Consider the following 20342-nt stretch of genomic DNA (forward strand, 5'->3'; position numbering starts at 1 on the left):
GACCACACGGCGAAGGAAGACCATGCACCCGACCTACCCACCCGAACCGTGGCGGATCAAGATGGTCGAGCCGATCCGGCTGCCCACCCCGGCGGAACGCCGGGAAGCGTTGCGCGATGCCGGATACAACACCTCCCTGCTGCGCGCCGCCGACGTCTTCATCGATCTCTACACCGACTCCGGCACCAACGCGATGTCCGACCGGCAATGGTCGGACATGATGATCGGCGACGAAGCTTACGCCGGTTCGCGCAGCTTCTACCGGCTCGAGAATACGATCCGGCAGTACTACGGCTACCCCCACGTGATCCCCACCCATCAAGGACGCGGCGCCGAGAACATCCTCTCCCGCATCCTGGTCAAACCCGGCAGCCACATCCCGGGCAACATGTACTTCACCACCACCCGCACCCATCAGGAACTCAACGGCGGCACCTTTCACGACGTCATCATCGGTCAGGCCCACGACCCTGCCGACGAACACCCGTTCAAGGGCAACGTCGATCTCACGAAACTGGATCGCCTGATCAAAGACGTCGGCGCCGAGAACATCCCGTACGTCTCGCTCGCCGCCACGGTCAATATGGCAGGCGGGCAGCCCATCAGCCTCGCCAACCTCGCCGAGACACGCGAACTCACCGCCGCACACGGAATCCCGATCATCCTCGACGCCGCCCGCGCCGTGGAGAACGCCTGGTTCATCCGGCAACGCGAACCAGGGCACGCCGACCACAGCATCGCCCGCATTCTCGCTGAAATCTGCGATCTCACCGACGGTGCCTGCATGTCGGCCAAAAAGGACAGCTACGCGAACATCGGTGGCTGGCTGGCCGTACGGGATCCCGACCTCGCCGAGAAGGCACGCAATCTCGTGGTCGTCTACGAAGGGCTGCATACCTACGGCGGAATGGCCGGCCGTGACATGGAAGCCGTCGCCCGCGGCATCGAGGAGTCGGTCGAGCACGACAACATCCGAGCCCGCGTCGAACAGGTCGCCTACCTCGGCGACAGACTCATCACCGCCGGTGTTCCCGTCATGCGGCCCCTCGGCGGACACGCCGTCTGCCTCGATGCCACCGCCACCCTCGAACACGTCCCTCGAACCGAGTTTCCCGCCCAAACCCTCGCCGCCGCCATCTATCTCGACTCCGCGACCCGTACCGCCGAACGCGGCACCGTCTCCGCCGGGCGCGACCCGGCAACCGGCGACCACTGCTACCCGAAACTGGAACTCGTACGACTGACCATCCCGCGCCGGGTCTATACCCGCGGTCATATCGACTTCGTCGCCGACAGCGTCATCAATGTGCACAACGCCCGCGACACGATCACCAGCGGCCTGACCTTCACCCATGAACCCTCGGTACTGAGGTTCTTCCAGGGAAGATTCGCCCCAGCGGACCGAATGGTCCAGTCTCGCACGTAGATTCGACTCGCCCCCCGCGGTTCGGCTCGGATGACGTTTCGATCGCTTTCCGGTTTTTCCGATAGATTTGGGCTATTACTCGTACGTGCACTCTTGTGAACTCAATACTGCGGGCGGCGGAGATCTCCGCACGCCGAGAAGGGGCCAGGACAAGATCGGTTCGGGAGATGACGCTATCGGAAACCATGCGCATCGGACACGCCGCGATGTCGGATCGTAGCGGTGCGGCAGAAGATCGGCCCGGCAACGGGTTTCGTTCCCACGCGCGACGCGAGTCACCTCTCGCGCAGGACGGAGTGACCGCACACCGGGCCGCATACGGCCGACCGCATCGAGTTCCGCAGCTGCCGGTGGCGGCGTGGCGCACCGACGAGATGCGTAACGCCTTGCATAGCAAGGACATCGGCGCTGTGTTGCGCGCGTGGCGGCACCATGAGATCCATGGTCTCCGGCCGGTCCCGCAGACGGTGCTCGCTCGCGCGCTAGGCATCACGCAAGGCCAGCTCAGCAGAATCGAGAACGGCCGCAATCGGGTTCGAGACCTCGACAAGCTCAGCCATTACGCGCGGGTACTCGGTGCCCCGGCCGAGTTGTTGTGGTTCGAACTGGACGCCGCCGCAGCACCGGCGGAACCGGCTGCGGAGCGGCTTCGATTACCGAACGGTGCCCTCGTCGCGACCTCTGTCCGCGCACCCGAACCGGTCCTCGCCGAGTCGCTGCTGTCCACGCTCGACCAGTACGTGCGTGCCGACCGGCTCGCGGGATCGTCCTCGCTGCTTCCGGTCGTGACGCAGCAGGAGCGGTTCATCGATGACCTCGAGCAGTCGGGCAGCGCCGTTGTCCGTTCGGGATTGCGCGCTGTGCACGCTCGATTCGCCGAATTCCTCGCGTGGTTACACCAGGATTCCGCAAACCTCTCCGCCGCGGCGGAATGGGCCGCTCGTGCCGCGGCGCTCGCCCGCGAAGCCGGGGACGACCATCTTCTGTCCTATAGCCGTCTGCGGCAGAGCAGCGTCGCCGCCGACGCGGGGGACGCGTACGAGGCGCTCGACCTGGCCCGGGTGGCACTGCACGATCCGGGGGATCTGACGCACCGGCACCTTGCGATGGCGCAGTGTCAGTTCGCCCGCGGATTCGCCCGTCTCGGTGATGTCGACAATTGCCGCCGTGCTCTGGCCCGGGCGACTCTGCACGCCGCGCGACCTGGCGAAGCCGCCGATCCCGCGCGGCACTGCACACCCGACTACGTCGCCATGGAAGCGGCGCACTGTCTGATCGATATCGGGCACCCTGTACAGGCGATAGATACGCTGGAACCGCGATTGCCGGGTTGGCGCCCGGAGAATCGACGCGATTTCGGCCGGAGCCTGGCTGTCCTCGCCATTGCCCTGGCTGCCATCGGCGAACCGGACAGGGCGGTCGAGGTCGCGCGGCACGCCCTCGTGGTCGTAGCCGAAACCCACTCCGCGCGAACCGAAATCCAGCTCTACCGGCTGGTCCGGCAACTGCACGCGACCGGAGCGCACGACCACGCGGCCGAACTTCGCATCACTCTGCACGGCGCTTTGTAGCCGTCGAGACAAGAGATTCCGGGTGCGTCCGTGTGAGCGGTGATTACACGGAGGGCGAGAGGCGAACTGCCGGTCGGTATTATTTGTCGCTTCGAACACGGCAATGGTATGCGTCCGTCGCATATTTCTTATACGTCACTCGCGATCTCGGGCATTCGCATCGTCGGCCGCATACTATTGAGTTGTCGGCCGAACAATATCGAGAACATAATAGGGAGAACGGGCGGCGCTCTACGACGATGGATATGAGTACCGGTGAGGCTGGTGTATCGATGTGACGAACCCAGGGACTGTCCGATCGACAACCGACACCGATTCTCGGACATGTATGCGCTGTGCGACGCGGCTGGCGCGGGACAACGGCGCATCATTCTGTGCTGCCTGTGGCCGGGCCGGTCGGGGGCTACCGCAACTGCCGGCAGCGGCTTGGCGGAGCGGCGAGATTCGTAATGCCCTGCGGGACAGAGATATAGGCGCCGTGCTGCGTGCGTGGAGGCGCCACGAAGCGCACGGATCTCGGCCCGTTCCGCAAACCGCGCTCGCGCACGAACTCGGGATCACGCAGGGGCAACTGAGCCGAATCGAGAACGGCCGGCATCGCGTCCGTGATCTGGACAAACTGACCCACTACGCACGCACGCTCGGTGTACCGGCCGAACTGCTGTGGTTCGAGCCCGACGATCCGGCACCGCCTCTGCAGGTAGTGGAACCGCTGCAACTTCGCAACGGCGCCGAGATCGCTACCGTCGCATCGGCTTCGGAACCTGGACTGGCCGATTCGCTGCTGGCGACTCTCGACGAGTACGTGCTCGCGGACCGGCTCGCTGGTTCGCGTGCGCTGTTGCCGATCGTCACCCAGCAGGCGAAGTTCATCGAACATCTCCAACACAGCGGCCATGCCGGTACCCGTGCGGAACTGCGGGGCGTGCGAGCGCGCTTCGACGAGTTTCTCGGCTGGTTGCATCAGGATGCCGGAAATCTGCCCGACGCCATCCGGTGGACCGCGCGTGCCGGGCGTCTGGCCCAGCGGGCGCGCAACTATCAACTGCTGTCGTATATCCGTGCGCGACAGAGCAGTCTGGCCGCGGACGCCGATGAAGGCTATACGACGGTGGACCTCGCCCGCTCTGCTCTGCGCGCCCCGGCGGAACTGACACACCGGCAGCGCGCTATGGCGTTGTGCCAACTCGCCCACGGGCATGCCCGAATCGGCAATACCGACGACTGCCTTCGTGCCCTCGATCTAGCGGCCCGGCACGCGGTACATCCCGACGCCGACAGCGGCGACCTCGCCCACCATTGCACAACCGACTACATCGCCATGGAAACGGCGGACTGTCTCATCGAATTGGACCGCCCCGCACAGGCCATCGAAATCCTCGAACCCCAACTACCGCATTGGCCTCCCGAAGACCGCCGCGCTCTCGGCCGCAGCCTGGCCCTCCTTGCCGTCGCGCTGGCGCGGACCGGTGATCTCGACCGAGCGCTCGACGTCGCCGAGCACGCGTTGGCGATCACTGCCGAAATTCGCTCGGCGCGAATCGAACGCCAGCTGTATCGCCTCATCCGCCAACTGCACATCGTCGGAGGACCGGAGAAGGCGGCCGTACTGCGCACCGCGGTCCAGAATGCACTCTGATTTCGAGTCGTCCGGACCGGCCCCCAGGTCGCGTAGCATTGATTGCCCTCCGATATGCGCGAGCGGAATTGTCCATATGCGCAGGCTGCCGTTCGTTCGGGCGGTTGCCGGACGACAATAGATTCGACAGACAGTGCGAGGCCGCACTCTTCGGCGCAGAAGCCGCAGCCGACTATCGGGCGCTGGCCGTCATATGCGCCACTCGGCAACGGCCGCCCACAGTCTCGAGGAGCATATAATGCCGGACCGGGCTCCCCGCGTTCAGCGCGGAATGTGTGAATCGCAGTTGTATGACATATTCGCCGACTTCCCACGGCCGAAATATCCCTTCCCCGACATTATCCCGGCCTACCTCGAACAGCTACGCATAGAAGCAGATCGGTGGATAGATCAGGACTGCCGGTTCAACGACCCCGTTGACAGAGGACGGCACAAACTCCACCGTTTCACCGACCTGTCCGCATGCTCGATGCCCTACCTGACCTACGCCGAACAGCTGCCGCCCAGCCGCTACACCTGCTTCGGGGCCATCCTCGACGACTACCTCGACCGCACCGGCCGCGACGAGACTCTCGCCGTCGCCGACCGAATCCGCGACTGCCTCCGCGGCCGAATCACCCCCGGCCCGGGCGAGCCCGGCTTCTACCGTCAATTCCGCGCTGTTCACGACGACGCCCGCACAGCCGACGTGCCCGAAAATATCTACGACCGTTTCGTCGCCGCCATCGACCACCTCGTCACCGCCTACGCCGACGAGAAGAAATGGAAAGCTATCGACACCCCGCCGCCGCTGCCGGTCTACACGGCCCTACGCATCCACACCGCCGGCGTCATCCCATACTGTGAGTACACCGCCCTCCAGCACGACTACCGCGACCTGCCCGAGTCCGTCCTCACCCACCCGCACATCCGGCGCCTACACGAACTCGTCAGCGCATTGGTAGGTCTGCAGAACGATTTCTACTCGTTTCCCCGCGAACTCACCCGCCATGGCGACGTCATCAACATCGTTGCCGTCCTCGCCCGTGAACAGGCGATCTGCTACGAAGACGCCTGGTACGCCGCAATGGAGCTGCACGACTGCACCCTGCGAGAATTCATTGTCCTGCAACAGAACCTGCCCGACTTCGGTCCGTGGCAGGACACCGCCGAACGTTACTCCACAGCGTTGAGCATCAACATTCAAGGCTGCAACACCTGGCACCAGCGGACCAGCCGACGCTACGCTCCCGGCTCCTACGTCGAGCCGCCCGATCGCCGACAACCAACCGCCGTGGGGGAGGAAAGTGATGCCTGGCAAGGATAATCGCACCCAGGGTGCGGCGCCTGCACTGGGCGAGCGGCTCCGCGCCGAGGGGCTTGGCCCCGGCGAGCACTCGGGCACGCCGTTCGACGACGCTCTGCTGGACGTGCTCCGGCCGCGAACGGCGGTCGAGGATTCGCCGTTCGGGGATCACCTCACCCGACTGCGGAAGGAGCTACGATGCTCCGGCGCCGGAGCAGACCATGCGCCGAAGTGCGGCTATGACCCGCAAGGTATCAGAATGGCCATGCGCACCGATCCCCGAGTATTCGGCCGGGCATTCGAGGCCAGAACCCGAGAATGCAGTGAAATCGTCGAAAATGGTTGCGCGGTACAAGAACACATCGACGGGATCCGCGCTCGCGGTGCCGCAGCCCTCGCCGGCGCCCCCGATCGAGGGCTGGTCCGTCCAGTCACTGTCACCGGCGAGGACGGAATCGTCCGCGAGATTATCGATCGCGCCCGGTACGGGGCCAACGCTGGGAGAAGCACGAAGTCAGCTGGCCTGGACAACTGTTCGCACCCATCGTGGCGGCGGGTGTCGGAAAAGTATGGGTTGCGAGGGGCCGCGGGCGCCCCGACGTTCGCCTGCGGCGCCTGGCTCGGCGGCCTCAGCGCCGGCGAGTACGGTGACTGGCGCCAGGATTACCTGTGCACCTTGATCTACGGATTTTATCTCGAGTACAACCTGGACACGATCGACAGCGACCATCCCAATCATGTTCTTCGTGATCTGGCGTGTATGTGGGACATGCCGGGCTTGCCCCCGGAATTACGTGCCAGGAAAGCGCACATGCTGTGCGATATGGCGTACTTCGACCGGAAGCGTCGAAGCGAGGCCGCCCTGCACTCACAGCCCACTACCGGAATGACGGCGTGGGTATTCGGTGACCGAGACCTGTGGCGCGACTACAAGGCTTGTGACTCAGCGCTGTTCGGTCACTACCTGTCTTTCCGACCCGGCACGGTGGGCCGTGATGATTTGATGGTCGCCGGGGTGGTCAACGACTGGATCGATATCGGCCCTGACCTCCGCAATGGTGAGTGCGCCCAGAGCGTTTTGGCGCTGACCGGGGGATCGATAGCCAGTTCCGACCTCCTGCGGTGCTACGAACGCTCGGTGTGGATGCTCAACGCGCAACTCACGCCGTCGGCCGACATCGAGCCCGAGCGCTTCCCGGCCTCCGCGCTGGCCATGTGCACCTGTGTGTGGGGCATGGCCAACCATCGGCACGACATCTGGCGCTATTACTCGATCGCCGCCGAAGCCCTGACGCACACCCGAAGCCTCGACCTCTACAGATCGTGTCAGCTCGCCGATTGTTATTCCGAGGATCTGCTACCCACGACTCCGGTCGCCGCGGCGCGAATCGCGGTGCCGCGCCGCGCCATACGCTACGACTGCACGATTGCGGGTGTACGGCACCACGGCGAAATCGAGGTTCACACCACCGTGGCGGACTCTATCGAGAGCGGCGTCTTTCCGATGAAGGCTCTGATGTATCAGCTGATCGCTCCGCTTCTGTTGTTCCGTAGGGCGATCACTCCGGCAGAATTCCTTGCCCACATGGACCGGTCGTACTGCGAACATCACACCGTCGTCATCGATGCCGCCCACCGCGCGCGTTTCAGCCGGGAATTCGTCACCGCGCTCATTTTGCTGGTGATGGAGCAGTGGTGGTCCGGCATCCTGTATGCGATCGGCGTCGGAAGCTTGGCGGAAGCACAGCCCGGAAGGATCGGCAACGATCGGATCCATCCAGAAGAGACACCATAGGAGGAATGTACAGGAGGACTTCGAGTGAATTCGGCTATCGATGCTGACGTCGCAATTCTCGGCAGGGTCACGAATTTGGATGCGCTACGCGCTGTCGCCGGTGATATTCTGAACAACCGTACGACGAACCCGCGGCCTGTAGCGCTGGTTGCCGGCAGCGCTTGCTGGCTGATCTGCAACGAAATGGACGCCCTGCGCGGCGGGGGCGAAGGATCGGGCGCCGCTTATGACACAAGAATCTATGGGCGCTGCGCCCGTGGCCAGACCTCGGCTTCTTCTCCAGATATGGAGACAGTGCTCGCCAACCTAATGGGTATTGCGGACTCCGCCGTTCGGTACGTGGTCGACATCGGCCTGTTCGATAAATTCGTTGATTTGCTGTCCGAGCTTTTGGATATTGCAGCGATCGAGACGGAATCCGACGATCTGCTACTTCATCGTTGCCTCCACGTATGGTATGCGGTCTCTGAGACGTATATGAGAGCGCTACTGGCGGATGTAGATACGGAGGACCAGGTGGATGGCTGGGGTGCTGGCGGATATCAGAAAGGCGATACCAACAAGTCCGTACTGGAGACAGCGCGTGGTCCAATTCTCGGCCACACGCAGTATATGTCGCCGCTGGTCGCGACCTGTTGGGTTACGGGTATCGATTTTCGCACAGCATTGCTGTCCTATGCAGATGCGGTGGTGACGTATATGCCCGACTGGGAGAGCCTTCCGCGTGAGCGTGGTATGACATCCGCGATGATTTCGTCTTTCGGTGCTCCGGTGGAACGTGTGCGCCGTGAGCACGCTGAGGATAATGATCCACAATGGATATGGCTGCGACGCAATGCGCTGGGCACGAACGTGCTGCGATGGTTCGCGAGTATGGATGAGGCCGTCAAAGAGGCTGGGAATGCTTCGCTGCTGCATACCGGAATTTTGTGCACTCTTCCGGAACCTGTGCGGAAAATTGTCCTCCTCTGTCTCGGATATGGCCAGTTCGGGCTGTGGCCGGTGCCCAAATCCTTGTCGCTGGCAGATTATGGCCGGTATGGCTGTGCGGCCCTGGGGGAGATGTTGCGCGGCTGGACGTCTGATCATGATAGTGAAGCGGCTATAGGTGAGCACAGTCCTTTGAACTGGGTGTGCGTCGAATGCGCACAACTAGCCAGTCGTGAGTGCATATCGCGTGAGAACGCGCTCGGTGCGCGCGCGGAATGGGAGATGCGCATCGCATGGTCGCCGCATCCATTCAATTTCCTCGGTGGCCGTCACCAAGGGCTGCGGCGGCGGACCGACAATATTCGTGCGAAGATATCCGGCCATGAGGAATCCGTGGTACGGGCGGCGCCGCCTTTGTGCGTTCCCGTGCGATCAGGGGATTCTCTCACTGATATTGTGACAAAGCTGTTGAGCCTCGCGGGTCTTGCTCCTGAGCCTGCGCTCGTGGACCGGTTAGGAATGCGTACATGGGATGTGCGGCCCCGGATGTGTTCTGCGTGTGATTTTCCGGGTAGCCAGGAACAATTGTTCATGCTTTCCGTAGGATGCGCGAGGCTTGGTGCGCTTTTACCGGAGCGTCTTGTAGATGCGTGGGTTCCATTGGTGGAGAAGTATGCGTACCGGCTGTTTCCTGCGTTGCAAGTGAGATTGTTGGTGCCGTGTGGCTGCACTCCGCTGTGGGTCGCTGATGTCCTCGCCGCAGGGTATGAGGACGCCGGGACGAGTTGTGGCCTCAGTCCCTGTTTGGTCACGCGAAACCCGGCGCCTCCTGCTGTCCTGTGGGAGCATCCGGCCGAGGATGAAGAGTATCGTGGAGTGTCGTTGCGGCAATGTTTACTGAATGAAGCGATTGCGGAAGCCCGACGATATGCGGATACTACGGGACGGGCTGATTGGCTCGCGCTGGTGACCCGATCCCTGAGTGATTTATAAGACGCTCAGCTTCTCAGCTTGTTCTTCAAGGTCGGGCGAGAGGGGAACCAGAATTTCGGGTAAAGCTCCTGGCACCGCTCGCTTCAGCATTTCCAGTCGTCGAGGAGGGACCCGAGGTCAGTGAGTTCGTCGATTGCACCGGTGGCGGCAGTGCACACGTCTTGTGCCACGTCGTCGGTATCGAGGGTCCATCGGCGGCGGCTTCCCTCTCGGTTCGCGGTAACGATCGCAGGATTGTTCGGATCGGTGCTGAATGCCAACGCATGTACATTGGCCGGGCGCGAGGTGAGGATGAGGGCAGGCTCGAAACCGGTGGAAGTGCGCTGCCAGATGCGGATCGAGCCATCATCGCCGCTGACTGCGATGCCGGCGCTGTCGGCACTGAATGTGATGGTGCGGTAGGTGAATCCCGCGCTGCCGGGTCGCCTGTCGGACGTTCCCGATGTGTTGAGAACGGAAAGTACCTGCGCCGCTGGTTTGTCGACTCCGGGCCGTAGGTCAGCAGCGAGGTAGACCGCGACTGTTCCGTTGTCGGCGGCGTAGGCGAGGTATTTTCCATCGGGGCTGAACGCCAGAGCCCGGATCGTACTGGCGATGGGAATGCTCACGGTGGGGGAAGTGGGTAGCACCGCAAGCGTGCCGAGCCCCCACAGTTCGAGATGATTCAGGTAGTTTCCGGTCGCCAACAGCGTGTTGTCCGGACTCAACGCCAGCGCGGGAGGGAATCTGGCCACGGGGATGTCGACGCCGAGGTTGCGGTGGTTGGTCAGATCTGAGATCCGGACGTGACCGGGCCGGCCGTTGCAGCTGAGGACGGAGTAGCGAGCGTCAGTGCTGACCGCGACAGCGTCGGCTGTGCCGGTGGAGGCTTCGGCGCAGCCGGGCGCGGAGTTCACCGGTTCTCCGGTCGCGGTGTCATAGGTCGTGACTGTGCCGTCGCGGGCCGCCGCCGCGAGAATGGTGCCGTCGACGGTGTAGGCGAGTGCGGTGGCGTCGGCCCACCTGTGGTGTCGCATGAGGGTGGGGTCGATACGCCACAGGGCGATGGTGCCATCGACACCCGTGGTGGCAAGCGTCGAGTAGTCGGGACTGAACGCCAAGCTGGTCACCATGTCGGTGTGGCCGACGAGGTCAGCGAGGGAATTATCGTCTGTGGCGGTGTCGAGCAGACGTACCGAATGGTTTTCCTGCGTCAGGGCGATCACGGTGTTGTCGGCACCGAAATCGATGCTGCGCGCAGCGGTATCGAGAGCGACGAATCGGCCGGTTTCGTCGCCGGTGTCGAGGTCCCACCAACGCACGGTGCCATTGTGATCCGCCAACACGAGTCGTCGGCCGTGCTGATCCAAGGCGATGGCTCGCAGCTCGTTGACCGACTCACGGATCGTGCGGGATGGTTTGCCGCCCCGATGGATTTGGACGATGCCGCTGTCGGCCAGAGCCATGGTTTGCCCGTCGCGACTGAACGCGACCGATTGCACCTTCGTGATCGTCCCGGCTGGTAGTGGGAGCGGATTCAGACTCTCCGCGTCCCACAACGCAGGCATTTCGGCCGCGTCGACGGTAGCCAGGACTGCGGTGACAGGGTTGTATCGCAGAGTTGCCGCACCGTCGTTGAAGCTGCCCGGCAGCACTGTCCACCGACCGGACCGATCCGCAGTGAGTAGGCGCTCATGAATGAACCTGTCCACCACTGCATCGACCACGTGCGGCGGAATATCCTTCCATTCGAGTTCGCGCAGTGCCACCGGCCGACGAGTCCAGATCTTTTCGCCTGTCACCGATCTGATCAGCACGCGCTCGATTGCGCGCTGTCCGTCGGAGTCCAAACTCTCGTACACGCTGTTCGCCAGCTTGGCGATAGACCCACTGATGCCGCGTGACTTTCGGTAGTGCGTGACGGTCAGCCGTTTTCCACCGGCGGCACGTTCCTTCCACGCCTCCTGCAAGGCATGGGAAAGGTGAGGCAGCGCGCCGGGATCATGCGCGCCGTCGCCACCGCTGACTGCCAACTCGGTCAGGATCAGCTCGACCAGGTCTTCATCGGCGGTCACACCACACAGGGCCGCAGGCCCGACGATGGCTCTGCGCACCTGTTCCCGAGTCATTGCTCCGACATTGACCGGCGCCCCCAGCCCGGCCACCAGAAACTCGTGGTTCAACGCGGATCCATAGAAATCCGCACGGATGACCACCACGATCACGGTTCCAGGCCGGTCCGCCACACTCTGCAACTGCTCGAAGAACGCCGAAGCCACCGCCGGCCGCCCGGAACTGTCAGGCTCGGCATCCTCGACAGGTTCGGGCCCCTGCAGAGTCCAGACCTCTTCGCATTGATCAGCGACCAGAACCTGTCCCGCCTCGGACCCCGCCAAGTGCCGCACCGCGTCCGAGAGTGCCTCGAGCGGGTTACTTCCGGGCGTAAAGACCTCTACCTTGACGCCTTCTTTGATCAAGGGAGCCAATCCGGCACCCACCAGCGACGACTTGCCTGAGCCCGAAACACCCACGACGACCACCAGGCGAGGACCCGAACCGGCAAAGCCTGCCGAGATTCGTTGTGCCAGGTTCTGTGCCAGATCCTCACGGCCGAAGAACTCCTCGGCGTGCTCGGGACCATAGGACGCCAACCCGCGAAATGGTGAGGTCGTTCGAGCGTCTCGAGCCTTCTGCTCGGCAGCGGCCTTCTCGCGCCAGCGTCGCCAGTTCGCCATCGGCTGACGGCCGAACGATCTGCCCTCGTGCTCGGCCGCGCGAGCAGCACGATCGGCAAGATCCTGCAGTACTACCTCGAGCGACTCGCTCCACGAACGAGGCACCCGCGGATCCGGATTGTTCGGACCCGGAAGCCAGCCCCGGATCGTCTCGATGTTGGTCAATCTGGTCGTCGACACGATCTCGGTCACCGTCGGTGACCCCGCCTGCTGATACAACCGCGCGAACCGACGGCCCCACTCCGATCGACCGGCCATCGGGCTGCCCGAGGTCACGATCCCCACCGTTCCAACCCGACTCGGGTCTCAAAAACCAAGGCATTACCGCAGATCAGGACCGGTCGAGCCGCCGCGTACGGACAAGCAGGTGATCCGACTCGAGGTCTAGTTGAACCCGAACAACACACACCGCCCCCCCTCGCGGTCGGAAAGAACTGGCGCCCTGGGTTGTTCACCATTCCACTCAATCAGAAGGAGACCCGAAATGGGTTATAAGAAGGGCGATGACGTCGTCGCCACGAAGGATCTCGGCGGCGTCGTCCGTGACTCCGTCCGTGCCGGCGGCAAGGGCACCGTGACCGAAACCAATGCGTTCGGCGAACCCACCAAGGTTGCCTTCCGCGACGGCAACAAGACCAAGGAGATCCGCGTCAACGGCAAAGAAGTCCGCTGACCACGTAGCTACTGCGGGGTGTGGTCATCGGCTGTGAACCGAACTAGCTCCAACAAACTCGAGGTTTTATGCCCTGCAGCGAATCGGAAATCGACCCTCCGACCACCCCACCTTCGAAAGGAACCACGATGAACATGCCATGGACCCGAATGACCCTGATGGCCGTAACGGCTTTGGCCCTTGCCCTCGGTACGGCCGGTACCGCACACGCGGACTTCTACGGTCCCTTCCCCGACGCCGCCGCGTGCGAATCGGCGCGCAAGGCTATTCAGTCGGGAACGCATACCGGGGAAGACGGCGAGACCGAGTTCACGGGCTTCTACACCTGCTCCCGGACCGGTGACGGGAACTGGTATGTCGACGGCCCGGCCTAGCCGCAGACACCTACGGGCCCTTCGAAAACGTGGAGGAATGCGTCGAAGGGAACGACCGCGCCCGGTGGAACGCCGAGACCGAAGAAGGAGCCCAGCAGGGTGAGGAGGGAGCCAACCCCTACTTCACCCTCTAGATCACCGAAACCGGCTGCCGCAGTTCGCGATGGCCCGATCGATCCGCGGCCCAGCATGGCCGGCGGCAACCGCTGAAGGAGCGAACATGATGAGACGAATGGCAGTGCTGTTGTCGGCGGCAGCCGCAGTGGGTGCATTGATCGCGGGAGGAGGCGCCGCCAACGCGGATGAAGGGCCGTATGCCTCGTATCCGACCAAAGAGGACTGCGTCCGCGGTGCCGATTCGTACAACCAGATGCAGCAGGAGCGTGGGAACAAGACCCTGCGCGTCATTCGGGACTGTTACCCCGCGTACGGCAGATGGTGGTTCGACGCCCGGTACTGAGGGCTACCGACCTGCACGAAGCACGAGTTCGCGACGGAACTGACACTTCGGGCAGGTCGGGCATTCCGCCGAAATGCCAGCCCGAGACCAGGTTTCAGGATCTGTCTCGGGCTCGGGTGCGTCCAGGGGTGGGAGAGTGGTTCGCTTCAGTCGGCGATGTGGGCCTGTGCGGGACGACTACGACCGCCGGACCACATATCTCCTCGACGGGATCCGCACGTACCCGTCCGCCTCCGGTGGACGTTGACGGCCCTGCCCTGACGTGGCGAACGTCATCGGACCGATCGAGTGCCGCTGCGGTACTAATCGAATCGGTCGATGATGTGGCGGCTGTCGGCGGCGAGAGTGGTGAGGCGGCGCCCGATGGTGTCGGCGCGCCGGCGGTCGATGCGGGCTGTCGGGGCGGCGACCGATAGCCCTGCAACGGGGCGGCCGGACGTGGTGCGCAGCGCGACTCCGATTGCGGTGACGCCTTTTTCGGTGTCGTCGGCGTTGACGGCGTAGCCCTGTCGGCGGGTGGATTCCAGGGCGCGCCGCAGGGCGGTCCACTGGGCGTCGGTGAGGTGGGCCTCGGCGTCGTCGGCGGGGGCGTGGCCGCGGTTGCGGGCGTAGAGCTTGGTGAGCTGGGCGGCGCTGAGGTCGGCGAGCAGGGCCTTGCCCGCCGAGACCGTGCGGGCGGGCATGATGGCGCCGCGGCGGTCGCCGATGCGCAGGGCCTGGCGGGATTCGACGGTACCGATGAAGCGGACCCATCGTCCGCTGCGGACGATCAGGTGTACGGATTCGCCGGTCTCGTCGCGCAGTTGGTGCATGAGCGGCCGGGTGAGCAGGTTCAGCTTTCCGGTTGCCCGGTGTTCGACAGCGCCGAGATACAGGGCGGGGCCGGGGAGGTATCGGCGGGTGGAGTCCTGCACGGCGAAGTCTCGGTACACCAGCATCGACAGCAGTCGATGCGCGGTCGAGGACGAGATTCCCAAGATCGTGGCCGCGTCCTTGACGGTGAGTTCGCCCTGGTCACGCAGGATGGCGATGAGGAGCAGGGCGTTGTCGACCGAGCTTTGGGGGTAGTGAGGGCGATCCCGCATAGCAGAATCCTAGTGCGTTTATGAAGTGGGTCACATTAGCGTCGGCTCCAGCTTCGCATCACAGATTGCTGGGAGGAGACGCGGTGGCCACGACGTCCGAGGCGGACGCTGCCGAGCAGGCGGCGTTGTCGCAGTTGTACCGAGATTTCGAGCACGAGCATCTGGTTCCGTTGTGGACACAGTTGGGTGATCTGATGCCGGTTCAGCCGAAATCCGATGCGCGCCCGCATCATTGGCGGTGGTCGACGCTGGCTCCGATGGCGGCGCGAGCGGGAGAGTTGGTGCCGGTCGGTCGCGGGGGTGAGCGGCGCGCGATCGCGCTGGCGAACCCGGGATTGGGTGGGGCGCCGTATGTGTCGCCGACGCTGTGGGCGGCGATCCAGTATCTGGGTCCCAGGGAGACCGCGCCCGAGCATCGGCATTCGCAGAATGCGTTCCGGTTCGTCGTGGCGGGCGAAGGGGTGTGGACGGTCGTCGACGGCGATCCGGTAGCGATGCGCCGCGGCGATTTCCTGCTGACACCGGGCTGGCACTTCCACGGCCACTACAACACCACCGACGCGCCGATGGCCTGGATCGACGGGCTCGACATCCCGTTCGTCCGGTACACCGATACGTCGTTCTTCGAATTCGGTGCCGAGAAGCTGGAAGACCAAGTGACGCCGAGTATTTCGCGTTCGGAACAGCTGTGGGCGCATCCCGGGCTGCTACCCGTGGCGCAGACGGGTGCGCGTCCGAGTTCGCCGATCGCCGCCTACCGGTGGGAGCACACCGATCGGGCGCTGGACGCGCAGCTCGACTTGGCGGACAAGGGTTTTCCCGGTGCGGTGTCGCCCGGCCATGCGGCGGTCCGATACGCCAACCCGACCACTGGCGGCGACGTGATGCCGACGATTCGCGCCGAGTTCCACCGGCTCCGTCCCGGTATCACGACGGGCACCGTGCGGGAGGTCGGATCGTCTGTGTACCAGGTGTTCTCCGGATCCGGTGCCGTTCGTGTCGGCGGCGACGAGTTCGCCGTGGGCCACGGTGATCTGTTCGTGGTGCCGTCCTGGCAGCCGTTGACGATCACCGCCGCCGGACGGGAGTCGCTGGATCTGTTCCGGTTCGCCGACACCCCCATCTTCGAGGCGTTGCACCAGTTCCGAGCGGAGGTGACGCGATGAAACTGGCGACACTGCGGTCCGGCACCGAGACATTCGCGGCCCGGATCGATGACGACGGAACGGTGTACAAGCTGGAATGCGGCGACGTCGGTCTGCTGCTGGCGCGGCCGGATTGGGAATCGGTAGCTCGGGCCGGTCGCCCGCGACGCATGGAGGTTCTCGATTACGCGCCCGTCGTACCGCGGCCGGGGAAGATCGTCTGCGTCGGCCTGAACTATCGCCACCACATCACCGAGATGGGTCGCGAGATCCCCGAGTACCCCACGCTGTTCGCGAAGTTTCCCGAAGCGCTCATCGGCGCCCACGACGACATCGTGGCGCCACCGGCGAGTTCACAGCTGGACTGGGAGGCCGAACTGGCGGTAGTGGTCGGCCGCCGCGTCCGCCACGCGAGCCGCCGGGACGCCGAGGCGGCGATCGCCGGGTACTCGGTGCTCAACGATGTGACCGCCCGCGACTACCAGTATCGGACACCGGAATGGTTGCAGGGCAAGACCTTCGAGGCGACGACACCGTTCGGTCCGGTCCTGGTGACGCCGGACGAATTCGATCCCGCCACAGCGCGGCTGGCATGCTGGGTCGACGGCGACGAGGTGCAGGCGGCCACGTCGGGAGATCTGGTCTTCGACGCCGCCGCGTTGATCGAATACATCTCTGCGATCGTCACTCTGGAGCCTGGCGATGTCATCGCCACCGGTACCCCCGGCGGTGTCGGTCACGCCCGAACGCCGCGTCGCTACCTCACCCCGGGATCGCTGCTGCGAACCGGCATTTCGGGTATCGGTGAGCTACGCAATACGGTGAGTCTCGGGGTGACGGTCGGCGCGGACACCGGTGCTTCCGGGGTCGATCATGGCTGACATCGAGCCCGCGGAACCCCTGGAATGGTTGGAACGCGGGACCGCGGTCCTGCTCGACACCGTCGCCCGGCTGTCGGACGACGCACTCGGACAGGACAGTTCGCTGCCGGGCTGGACGCGCCGCCACGTGCTGGCCCACCTTTCGGGCAACGCGCGGGCGCTGACCCGGCTCGCCGACTGGGCGGCCACGGGCACGCCGAATCCGATGTATCCGAACCTCCGCGCACGGGACGAGGAAATCCGTTCCCGCGCCGAGGCTCCCGCCGATCGACTGCGCCGCGAACTGCGCGACACCGCAGACGAACTCGGGCGACGACTGCGCGGCCTGACAGCGGCGCACTGGCGGCGAGAGGTCGTCACCGCCCAGGGCCGCACGGTCCCGGCCACCGAGATTCCCTGGCTGCGTAGCCGCGAAGTCTGGGTCCACACGGTAGATCTCGCGGCCGGCCCCACCTTCACAGCCGTACCCGTTCCCGTTCTGGAGCGCCTGATCGGCGACGTGATCGCATTCCGCCGACAGCGTGGTACCGATCCGCCGTTCGCGGTCGAACTCGCGGACGGGCGCCGCTGGCAAACCGCCGACACCCCGGTCGTCGTCGCGGGATCGCTGCCGGACCTGGCGTCCTGGCTGACCGGGCGCGGTCCCGCGCCCGATCCGGCAGCGCCCCCACTGGGCCCTTGGCTGTGACCATCGAAAGGCACCTATCACCATGGACACTCGAACCGAAGCGCTGATCGTCGGAGGGGGAGTCGCCGGTCTGGCCACCGCCCTGGCGATCACCCGCACCGGCCGCACCGTCCGGCTCATCGAGAAGGCACCGCGGTTCGGCGAAGTCGGCGCCGGGCTGCAACTCGGGCCCAACGCCACCCGCATTCTCCGTGTGTGGGGACTGCTGGACCGCGTCGTCGACAGCGGTGTCGTGCCGCGCCGAATCGTGCTGCGGGACGCCCTGTCCGGTGAATCCCTGACCGCTCTGGACCTGGGCGCGGACTTCGAAGACCGCTACGGCGGGCCGTATGTGGTCACCCATCGCAGCGATCTGCACCGGATTCTGCTCGACGCCGCCCGCGCCGCCGGAGTCGAGTTGCACACCGACTGCGAGGCCGACACCGTGACCGAGTCGGGCGGCGGCGTGATCACGACGCTGACCTCCGGCGAACGGTTGCACAGTGACATCGTGATCGGCGCCGACGGGCTCAACTCGCGGCTGCGGTCGACGGTCTGCGCGGACACGCCCGTGCCGTCCGGCTATGTCGCCTACCGCGGCACCATGCCCGTCGACACCGGCGCCGGGTCGCACCTCGACGAGGTCGTCGGCTGGATCGGACCCCGATGCCATCTGGTGCAGTATCCGTTGCGGCAACACGAAATGCTCAACACCGTCGCCGTGTTCCGCAGCCCGGGATTCGACGCCGGCGCCGCGGACTGGGGTGGCCCGGCAGAACTCGATCAGGCCTTCGAGAACTGTTGCGCACCAGTGCAATCGGCATTGCGGGCGTTGTGGCGCGACCGCTGGTGGCCGATGAGCGACCGCGAACCCATCGCCACCTGGAACCGCGACCGGCTCCTGCTGGTCGGCGATGCCGCCCATCCGATGTTGCAGTACCTCGCGCAGGGCGCCTGCCAGGCGTTCGAGGACGCCCACACGCTCGCCGACACGCTCGGCACCGGGCCGCTCACCACCGGTCGGTGGCAACAGGCGGTGACCGAATTTCACGACCGCCGCGTCCCGCGCACCGCCCGCGTGCAGAGCACCGCGCGCTGGTGGGGTGACCTGTGGCACTGCGACGGCATGACCGCCACGCTGCGCAATGCCTATCTGCGCGACCACGATCCGAACAGCTACCGCTACAGCGACTGGCTGTACGCCGAGACCTCGAGGAGTACCCGATGACCGTCAGACTCGATGCCGATATCCCGGCCCACATCGCGCGGCACCTCGATCGTGATTTCCGCCTGCTGATCGGTGGAACCCTGGCCTCGGCGGCGTCCGGACGGACATTCGACGTGGAGTCCCCGGTGACGGAAACGGCCATCGCGGCCGTGCCCGACGGCGACGAGGCGGACGTCGAGAACGCCGTCGCCGCAGCCGAATCCGCCCGGCGCGGCTGGCGGGCCACCCCGGTGCCCGAGCGGGCGGCGATAGTCCGCCGCCTCGCCGATGTCATCGAACGCAATGCCGAGGAACTGGCGATCCTCGATGCCGTCGACGCCGGGTCGCCGATCGGCAATGCCCGCGCCGATGTCGCGATGGCGGTGGAGCACCTGCGCATGTTCGCGGCCCTCGCCCTGGAGATGAAGGGCGCGACGATCCCGGCCAGCGCCAACCTGCACTACACCGTGCGCGAACCGATCGGGGTGTGCGCGCGGATCGTGCCGTTCAACCATCCGCTGATGTTCGCGTGTAAGTTCGCTGCCCCGTTGGTCGCCGGGAACTGCGTGCTGGTGAAGCCACCGGAGGTAGCGCCGCTGTCGTCGCTGCGGCTGGGGGAGTTGTTGGCCGGTGAGTTGCCTCCCGGGGTGCTGTCGATCGTTGTGGGCGACGGTGCGGCCGTACCACGGGCGATCGCGCGTCACCCGCTGGTCCGGCGCATCGGCTTCATCGGGAGCGAACCGACCGGGCGTGCCCTCCAGCGTGAGGCGGCCGAGCACGCGGTCAAGGACGTCACGCTCGAACTCGGCGGCAAGAACGCGATGCTCGTCTTCGAGGACGCGGATGTCGAAAAGGCCGCCGCCGGAGCTGTTTTCGGTATGAACTTCACCTGGTCGGGTCAGTCGTGCGGCTCCAACTCGCGGCTGCTCGTGCACGAGAGCATCGCCGAGGAAGTCACCACCCGCGTCGTCGCGGAGGTGGCGGCGCGCACCGTCGGCAGCCCGTTCGCCGAGGGCTGCGAGCAGGGCCCGCTGGTCTCGCGGCGGCAGCTCGACCGGGCCCACCACTACATCCGCACCGCCGTCGCCGAAGGAGCCACCCTCCTCACCGGCGGCGCCGCACCGGAAGGCACGGACCGCGGCTACTATCTGCGGCCCACGGTCCTCGGTGGTGTCACCCCGGACGCCACCGTCGCCCGCGAGGAGATCTTCGGTCCCGTCCTGTCGATCCTCACCTTCGACACCGAACAGCAGGCCGTCGACATCGCCAACAGCGTCGACTACGGGCTGACCGCCAGCGTGTGGACCCGCGACGTGAGCCGCGCCCATCGCGTCATCGACGCGCTCGAGGCCGGATTCACCTGGATCAACGGATCGTCCCGGCACTTTCCCAACGTACCGTTCGGCGGCTACAAGGCATCCGGGATCGGCCGTGAGGAAAGCCTGGAAGAGCTGCTCAGCTACACCCAGACCAAGGCTGTCAACGTGATGCTGTGAT

General features: G+C 65.0%; 16 protein-coding genes. 14 read left to right on the forward strand and 2 right to left on the reverse strand.

The genetic code is table 11. The features are described from left to right. Positions 1–22 precede the first annotated feature (22 nt). The 6 genes from ACYVLQ_RS13580 (at position 23) to ACYVLQ_RS13605 (ending at position 9639) form a co-directional block, all read left to right on the forward strand. A complete protein-coding gene (locus ACYVLQ_RS13580) occupies positions 23–1426 on the forward strand; it encodes a tryptophanase (protein WP_460697802.1) in 1404 nt (467 codons plus the stop codon). A 296-nt stretch (positions 1427–1722) separates the two neighbouring features. Further along, positions 1723–2997 carry a helix-turn-helix domain-containing protein gene (locus ACYVLQ_RS13585; RefSeq protein WP_460697803.1) on the forward strand — a complete coding sequence of 425 codons (1275 nt, stop codon included), beginning with the start codon at positions 1723–1725 and terminating at the stop codon, positions 2995–2997. A gap of 478 nt (positions 2998–3475) precedes the next feature. After that, the gene (locus ACYVLQ_RS13590) at positions 3476–4636 is read left to right on the forward strand and encodes a helix-turn-helix domain-containing protein (RefSeq protein ID WP_460697804.1); all 1161 of its coding nucleotides are present in this window, start codon (positions 3476–3478) and stop codon (positions 4634–4636) included. Between the two features lie 193 nt (positions 4637–4829). Continuing rightward, a complete protein-coding gene (locus ACYVLQ_RS13595) occupies positions 4830–5942 on the forward strand; it encodes a terpene synthase family protein (RefSeq protein WP_460697805.1) in 1113 nt (370 codons plus the stop codon). Continuing rightward, positions 5926–7716 carry a hypothetical protein gene (locus ACYVLQ_RS13600; protein WP_460697806.1) on the forward strand — a complete coding sequence of 597 codons (1791 nt, stop codon included), beginning with the start codon at positions 5926–5928 and terminating at the stop codon, positions 7714–7716. The genes ACYVLQ_RS13595 and ACYVLQ_RS13600 overlap by 17 nt, the downstream gene beginning before the upstream one ends. Positions 7717–7740: 24 nt before the next feature. Beyond that, positions 7741–9639, forward strand: a complete 1899-nt coding sequence (locus ACYVLQ_RS13605; RefSeq protein ID WP_460697807.1) for a hypothetical protein — start codon at positions 7741–7743, stop codon at positions 9637–9639. An 83-nt stretch (positions 9640–9722) separates the two neighbouring features. Here ACYVLQ_RS13605 and ACYVLQ_RS13610 read toward each other — a convergent pair whose 3' ends face one another. After that, a complete protein-coding gene (locus ACYVLQ_RS13610) occupies positions 9723–12629 on the reverse strand; it encodes a WD40 repeat domain-containing protein (RefSeq protein WP_460697808.1) in 2907 nt (968 codons plus the stop codon). Between the two features lie 208 nt (positions 12630–12837). On the opposite strand from ACYVLQ_RS13610, the gene ACYVLQ_RS13615 reads away from it, so the two are divergent. The 3 genes from ACYVLQ_RS13615 to ACYVLQ_RS13625 all read left to right on the forward strand — a co-directional run bounded on the left by ACYVLQ_RS13615 (position 12838) and on the right by ACYVLQ_RS13625 (position 13860). Beyond that, on the forward strand, positions 12838–13026 hold the full coding sequence (locus tag ACYVLQ_RS13615; protein ID WP_460697809.1) for a hypothetical protein: 189 nt from the start codon (positions 12838–12840) through the stop codon (positions 13024–13026). A 128-nt stretch (positions 13027–13154) separates the two neighbouring features. After that, a complete protein-coding gene (locus ACYVLQ_RS13620; RefSeq protein ID WP_460697810.1) occupies positions 13155–13400 on the forward strand; it encodes a hypothetical protein in 246 nt (81 codons plus the stop codon). 223 nt (positions 13401–13623) lie between these two features. After that, positions 13624–13860: a hypothetical protein gene (locus ACYVLQ_RS13625; RefSeq protein WP_460697811.1), complete on the forward strand. Its 237-nt coding sequence runs from the start codon at positions 13624–13626 to the stop codon at positions 13858–13860. 302 nt (positions 13861–14162) lie between these two features. Here the strand turns inward: ACYVLQ_RS13625 and ACYVLQ_RS13630 are convergent, their stop codons facing one another. Continuing rightward, a complete protein-coding gene (locus ACYVLQ_RS13630; RefSeq protein WP_460697812.1) occupies positions 14163–14945 on the reverse strand; it encodes an IclR family transcriptional regulator in 783 nt (260 codons plus the stop codon). 83 nt (positions 14946–15028) lie between these two features. Here ACYVLQ_RS13630 and ACYVLQ_RS13635 point away from each other — a divergent pair, with 83 nt between their 5' ends. The 5 genes from ACYVLQ_RS13635 to ACYVLQ_RS13655 are packed head-to-tail and all read left to right on the forward strand — an operon-like array spanning position 15029 to position 20341. Then, positions 15029–16111 (forward strand): cupin domain-containing protein, encoded by a 1083-nt coding sequence (locus ACYVLQ_RS13635; protein WP_460697813.1) that lies wholly within the window; start codon positions 15029–15031, stop codon positions 16109–16111. Continuing rightward, positions 16108–16971, forward strand: a complete 864-nt coding sequence (locus ACYVLQ_RS13640; RefSeq protein ID WP_460697814.1) for a fumarylacetoacetate hydrolase family protein — start codon at positions 16108–16110, stop codon at positions 16969–16971. The genes ACYVLQ_RS13635 and ACYVLQ_RS13640 overlap by 4 nt, the downstream gene beginning before the upstream one ends. Then, positions 16964–17659 (forward strand): maleylpyruvate isomerase family mycothiol-dependent enzyme, encoded by a 696-nt coding sequence (locus ACYVLQ_RS13645; RefSeq protein WP_460697815.1) that lies wholly within the window; start codon positions 16964–16966, stop codon positions 17657–17659. Before ACYVLQ_RS13640 ends, ACYVLQ_RS13645 begins: the two co-directional genes overlap by 8 nt. Positions 17660–17681: 22 nt before the next feature. Continuing rightward, positions 17682–18866: an FAD-dependent monooxygenase gene (locus tag ACYVLQ_RS13650; RefSeq protein ID WP_460697816.1), complete on the forward strand. Its 1185-nt coding sequence runs from the start codon at positions 17682–17684 to the stop codon at positions 18864–18866. Next, the gene (locus tag ACYVLQ_RS13655) at positions 18863–20341 is read left to right on the forward strand and encodes an aldehyde dehydrogenase family protein (protein WP_460697817.1); all 1479 of its coding nucleotides are present in this window, start codon (positions 18863–18865) and stop codon (positions 20339–20341) included. The genes ACYVLQ_RS13650 and ACYVLQ_RS13655 overlap by 4 nt, the downstream gene beginning before the upstream one ends. Position 20342 lies beyond the last annotated feature (1 nt).

The sequence above is a fragment of the Nocardia thraciensis genome (assembly GCF_054782435.1).

What these genes read in the sequence shown, in the direction of transcription:
- ACYVLQ_RS13580 (WP_460697802.1), top strand. Translation starts at nt 23, where the DNA reads ATGCACCCGACCTACCCACCCGAACCGTGGCGGATCAAGATGGTCGAG.
- ACYVLQ_RS13595 (WP_460697805.1), top strand. Translation starts at nt 4,830, where the DNA reads ATGCGCCACTCGGCAACGGCCGCCCACAGTCTCGAGGAGCATATAATG.
- ACYVLQ_RS13600 (WP_460697806.1), top strand. Translation starts at nt 5,926, where the DNA reads ATGCCTGGCAAGGATAATCGCACCCAGGGTGCGGCGCCTGCACTGGGC.
- ACYVLQ_RS13615 (WP_460697809.1), top strand. Translation starts at nt 12,838, where the DNA reads ATGGGTTATAAGAAGGGCGATGACGTCGTCGCCACGAAGGATCTCGGC.
- ACYVLQ_RS13620 (WP_460697810.1), top strand. Translation starts at nt 13,155, where the DNA reads ATGAACATGCCATGGACCCGAATGACCCTGATGGCCGTAACGGCTTTG.
- ACYVLQ_RS13625 (WP_460697811.1), top strand. Translation starts at nt 13,624, where the DNA reads ATGAGACGAATGGCAGTGCTGTTGTCGGCGGCAGCCGCAGTGGGTGCA.
- ACYVLQ_RS13630 (WP_460697812.1), bottom strand. Translation starts at nt 14,945, where the DNA reads ATGCGGGATCGCCCTCACTACCCCCAAAGCTCGGTCGACAACGCCCTG.
- ACYVLQ_RS13640 (WP_460697814.1), top strand. Translation starts at nt 16,108, where the DNA reads ATGAAACTGGCGACACTGCGGTCCGGCACCGAGACATTCGCGGCCCGG.
- ACYVLQ_RS13645 (WP_460697815.1), top strand. Translation starts at nt 16,964, where the DNA reads ATGGCTGACATCGAGCCCGCGGAACCCCTGGAATGGTTGGAACGCGGG.
- ACYVLQ_RS13650 (WP_460697816.1), top strand. Translation starts at nt 17,682, where the DNA reads ATGGACACTCGAACCGAAGCGCTGATCGTCGGAGGGGGAGTCGCCGGT.
- ACYVLQ_RS13655 (WP_460697817.1), top strand. Translation starts at nt 18,863, where the DNA reads ATGACCGTCAGACTCGATGCCGATATCCCGGCCCACATCGCGCGGCAC.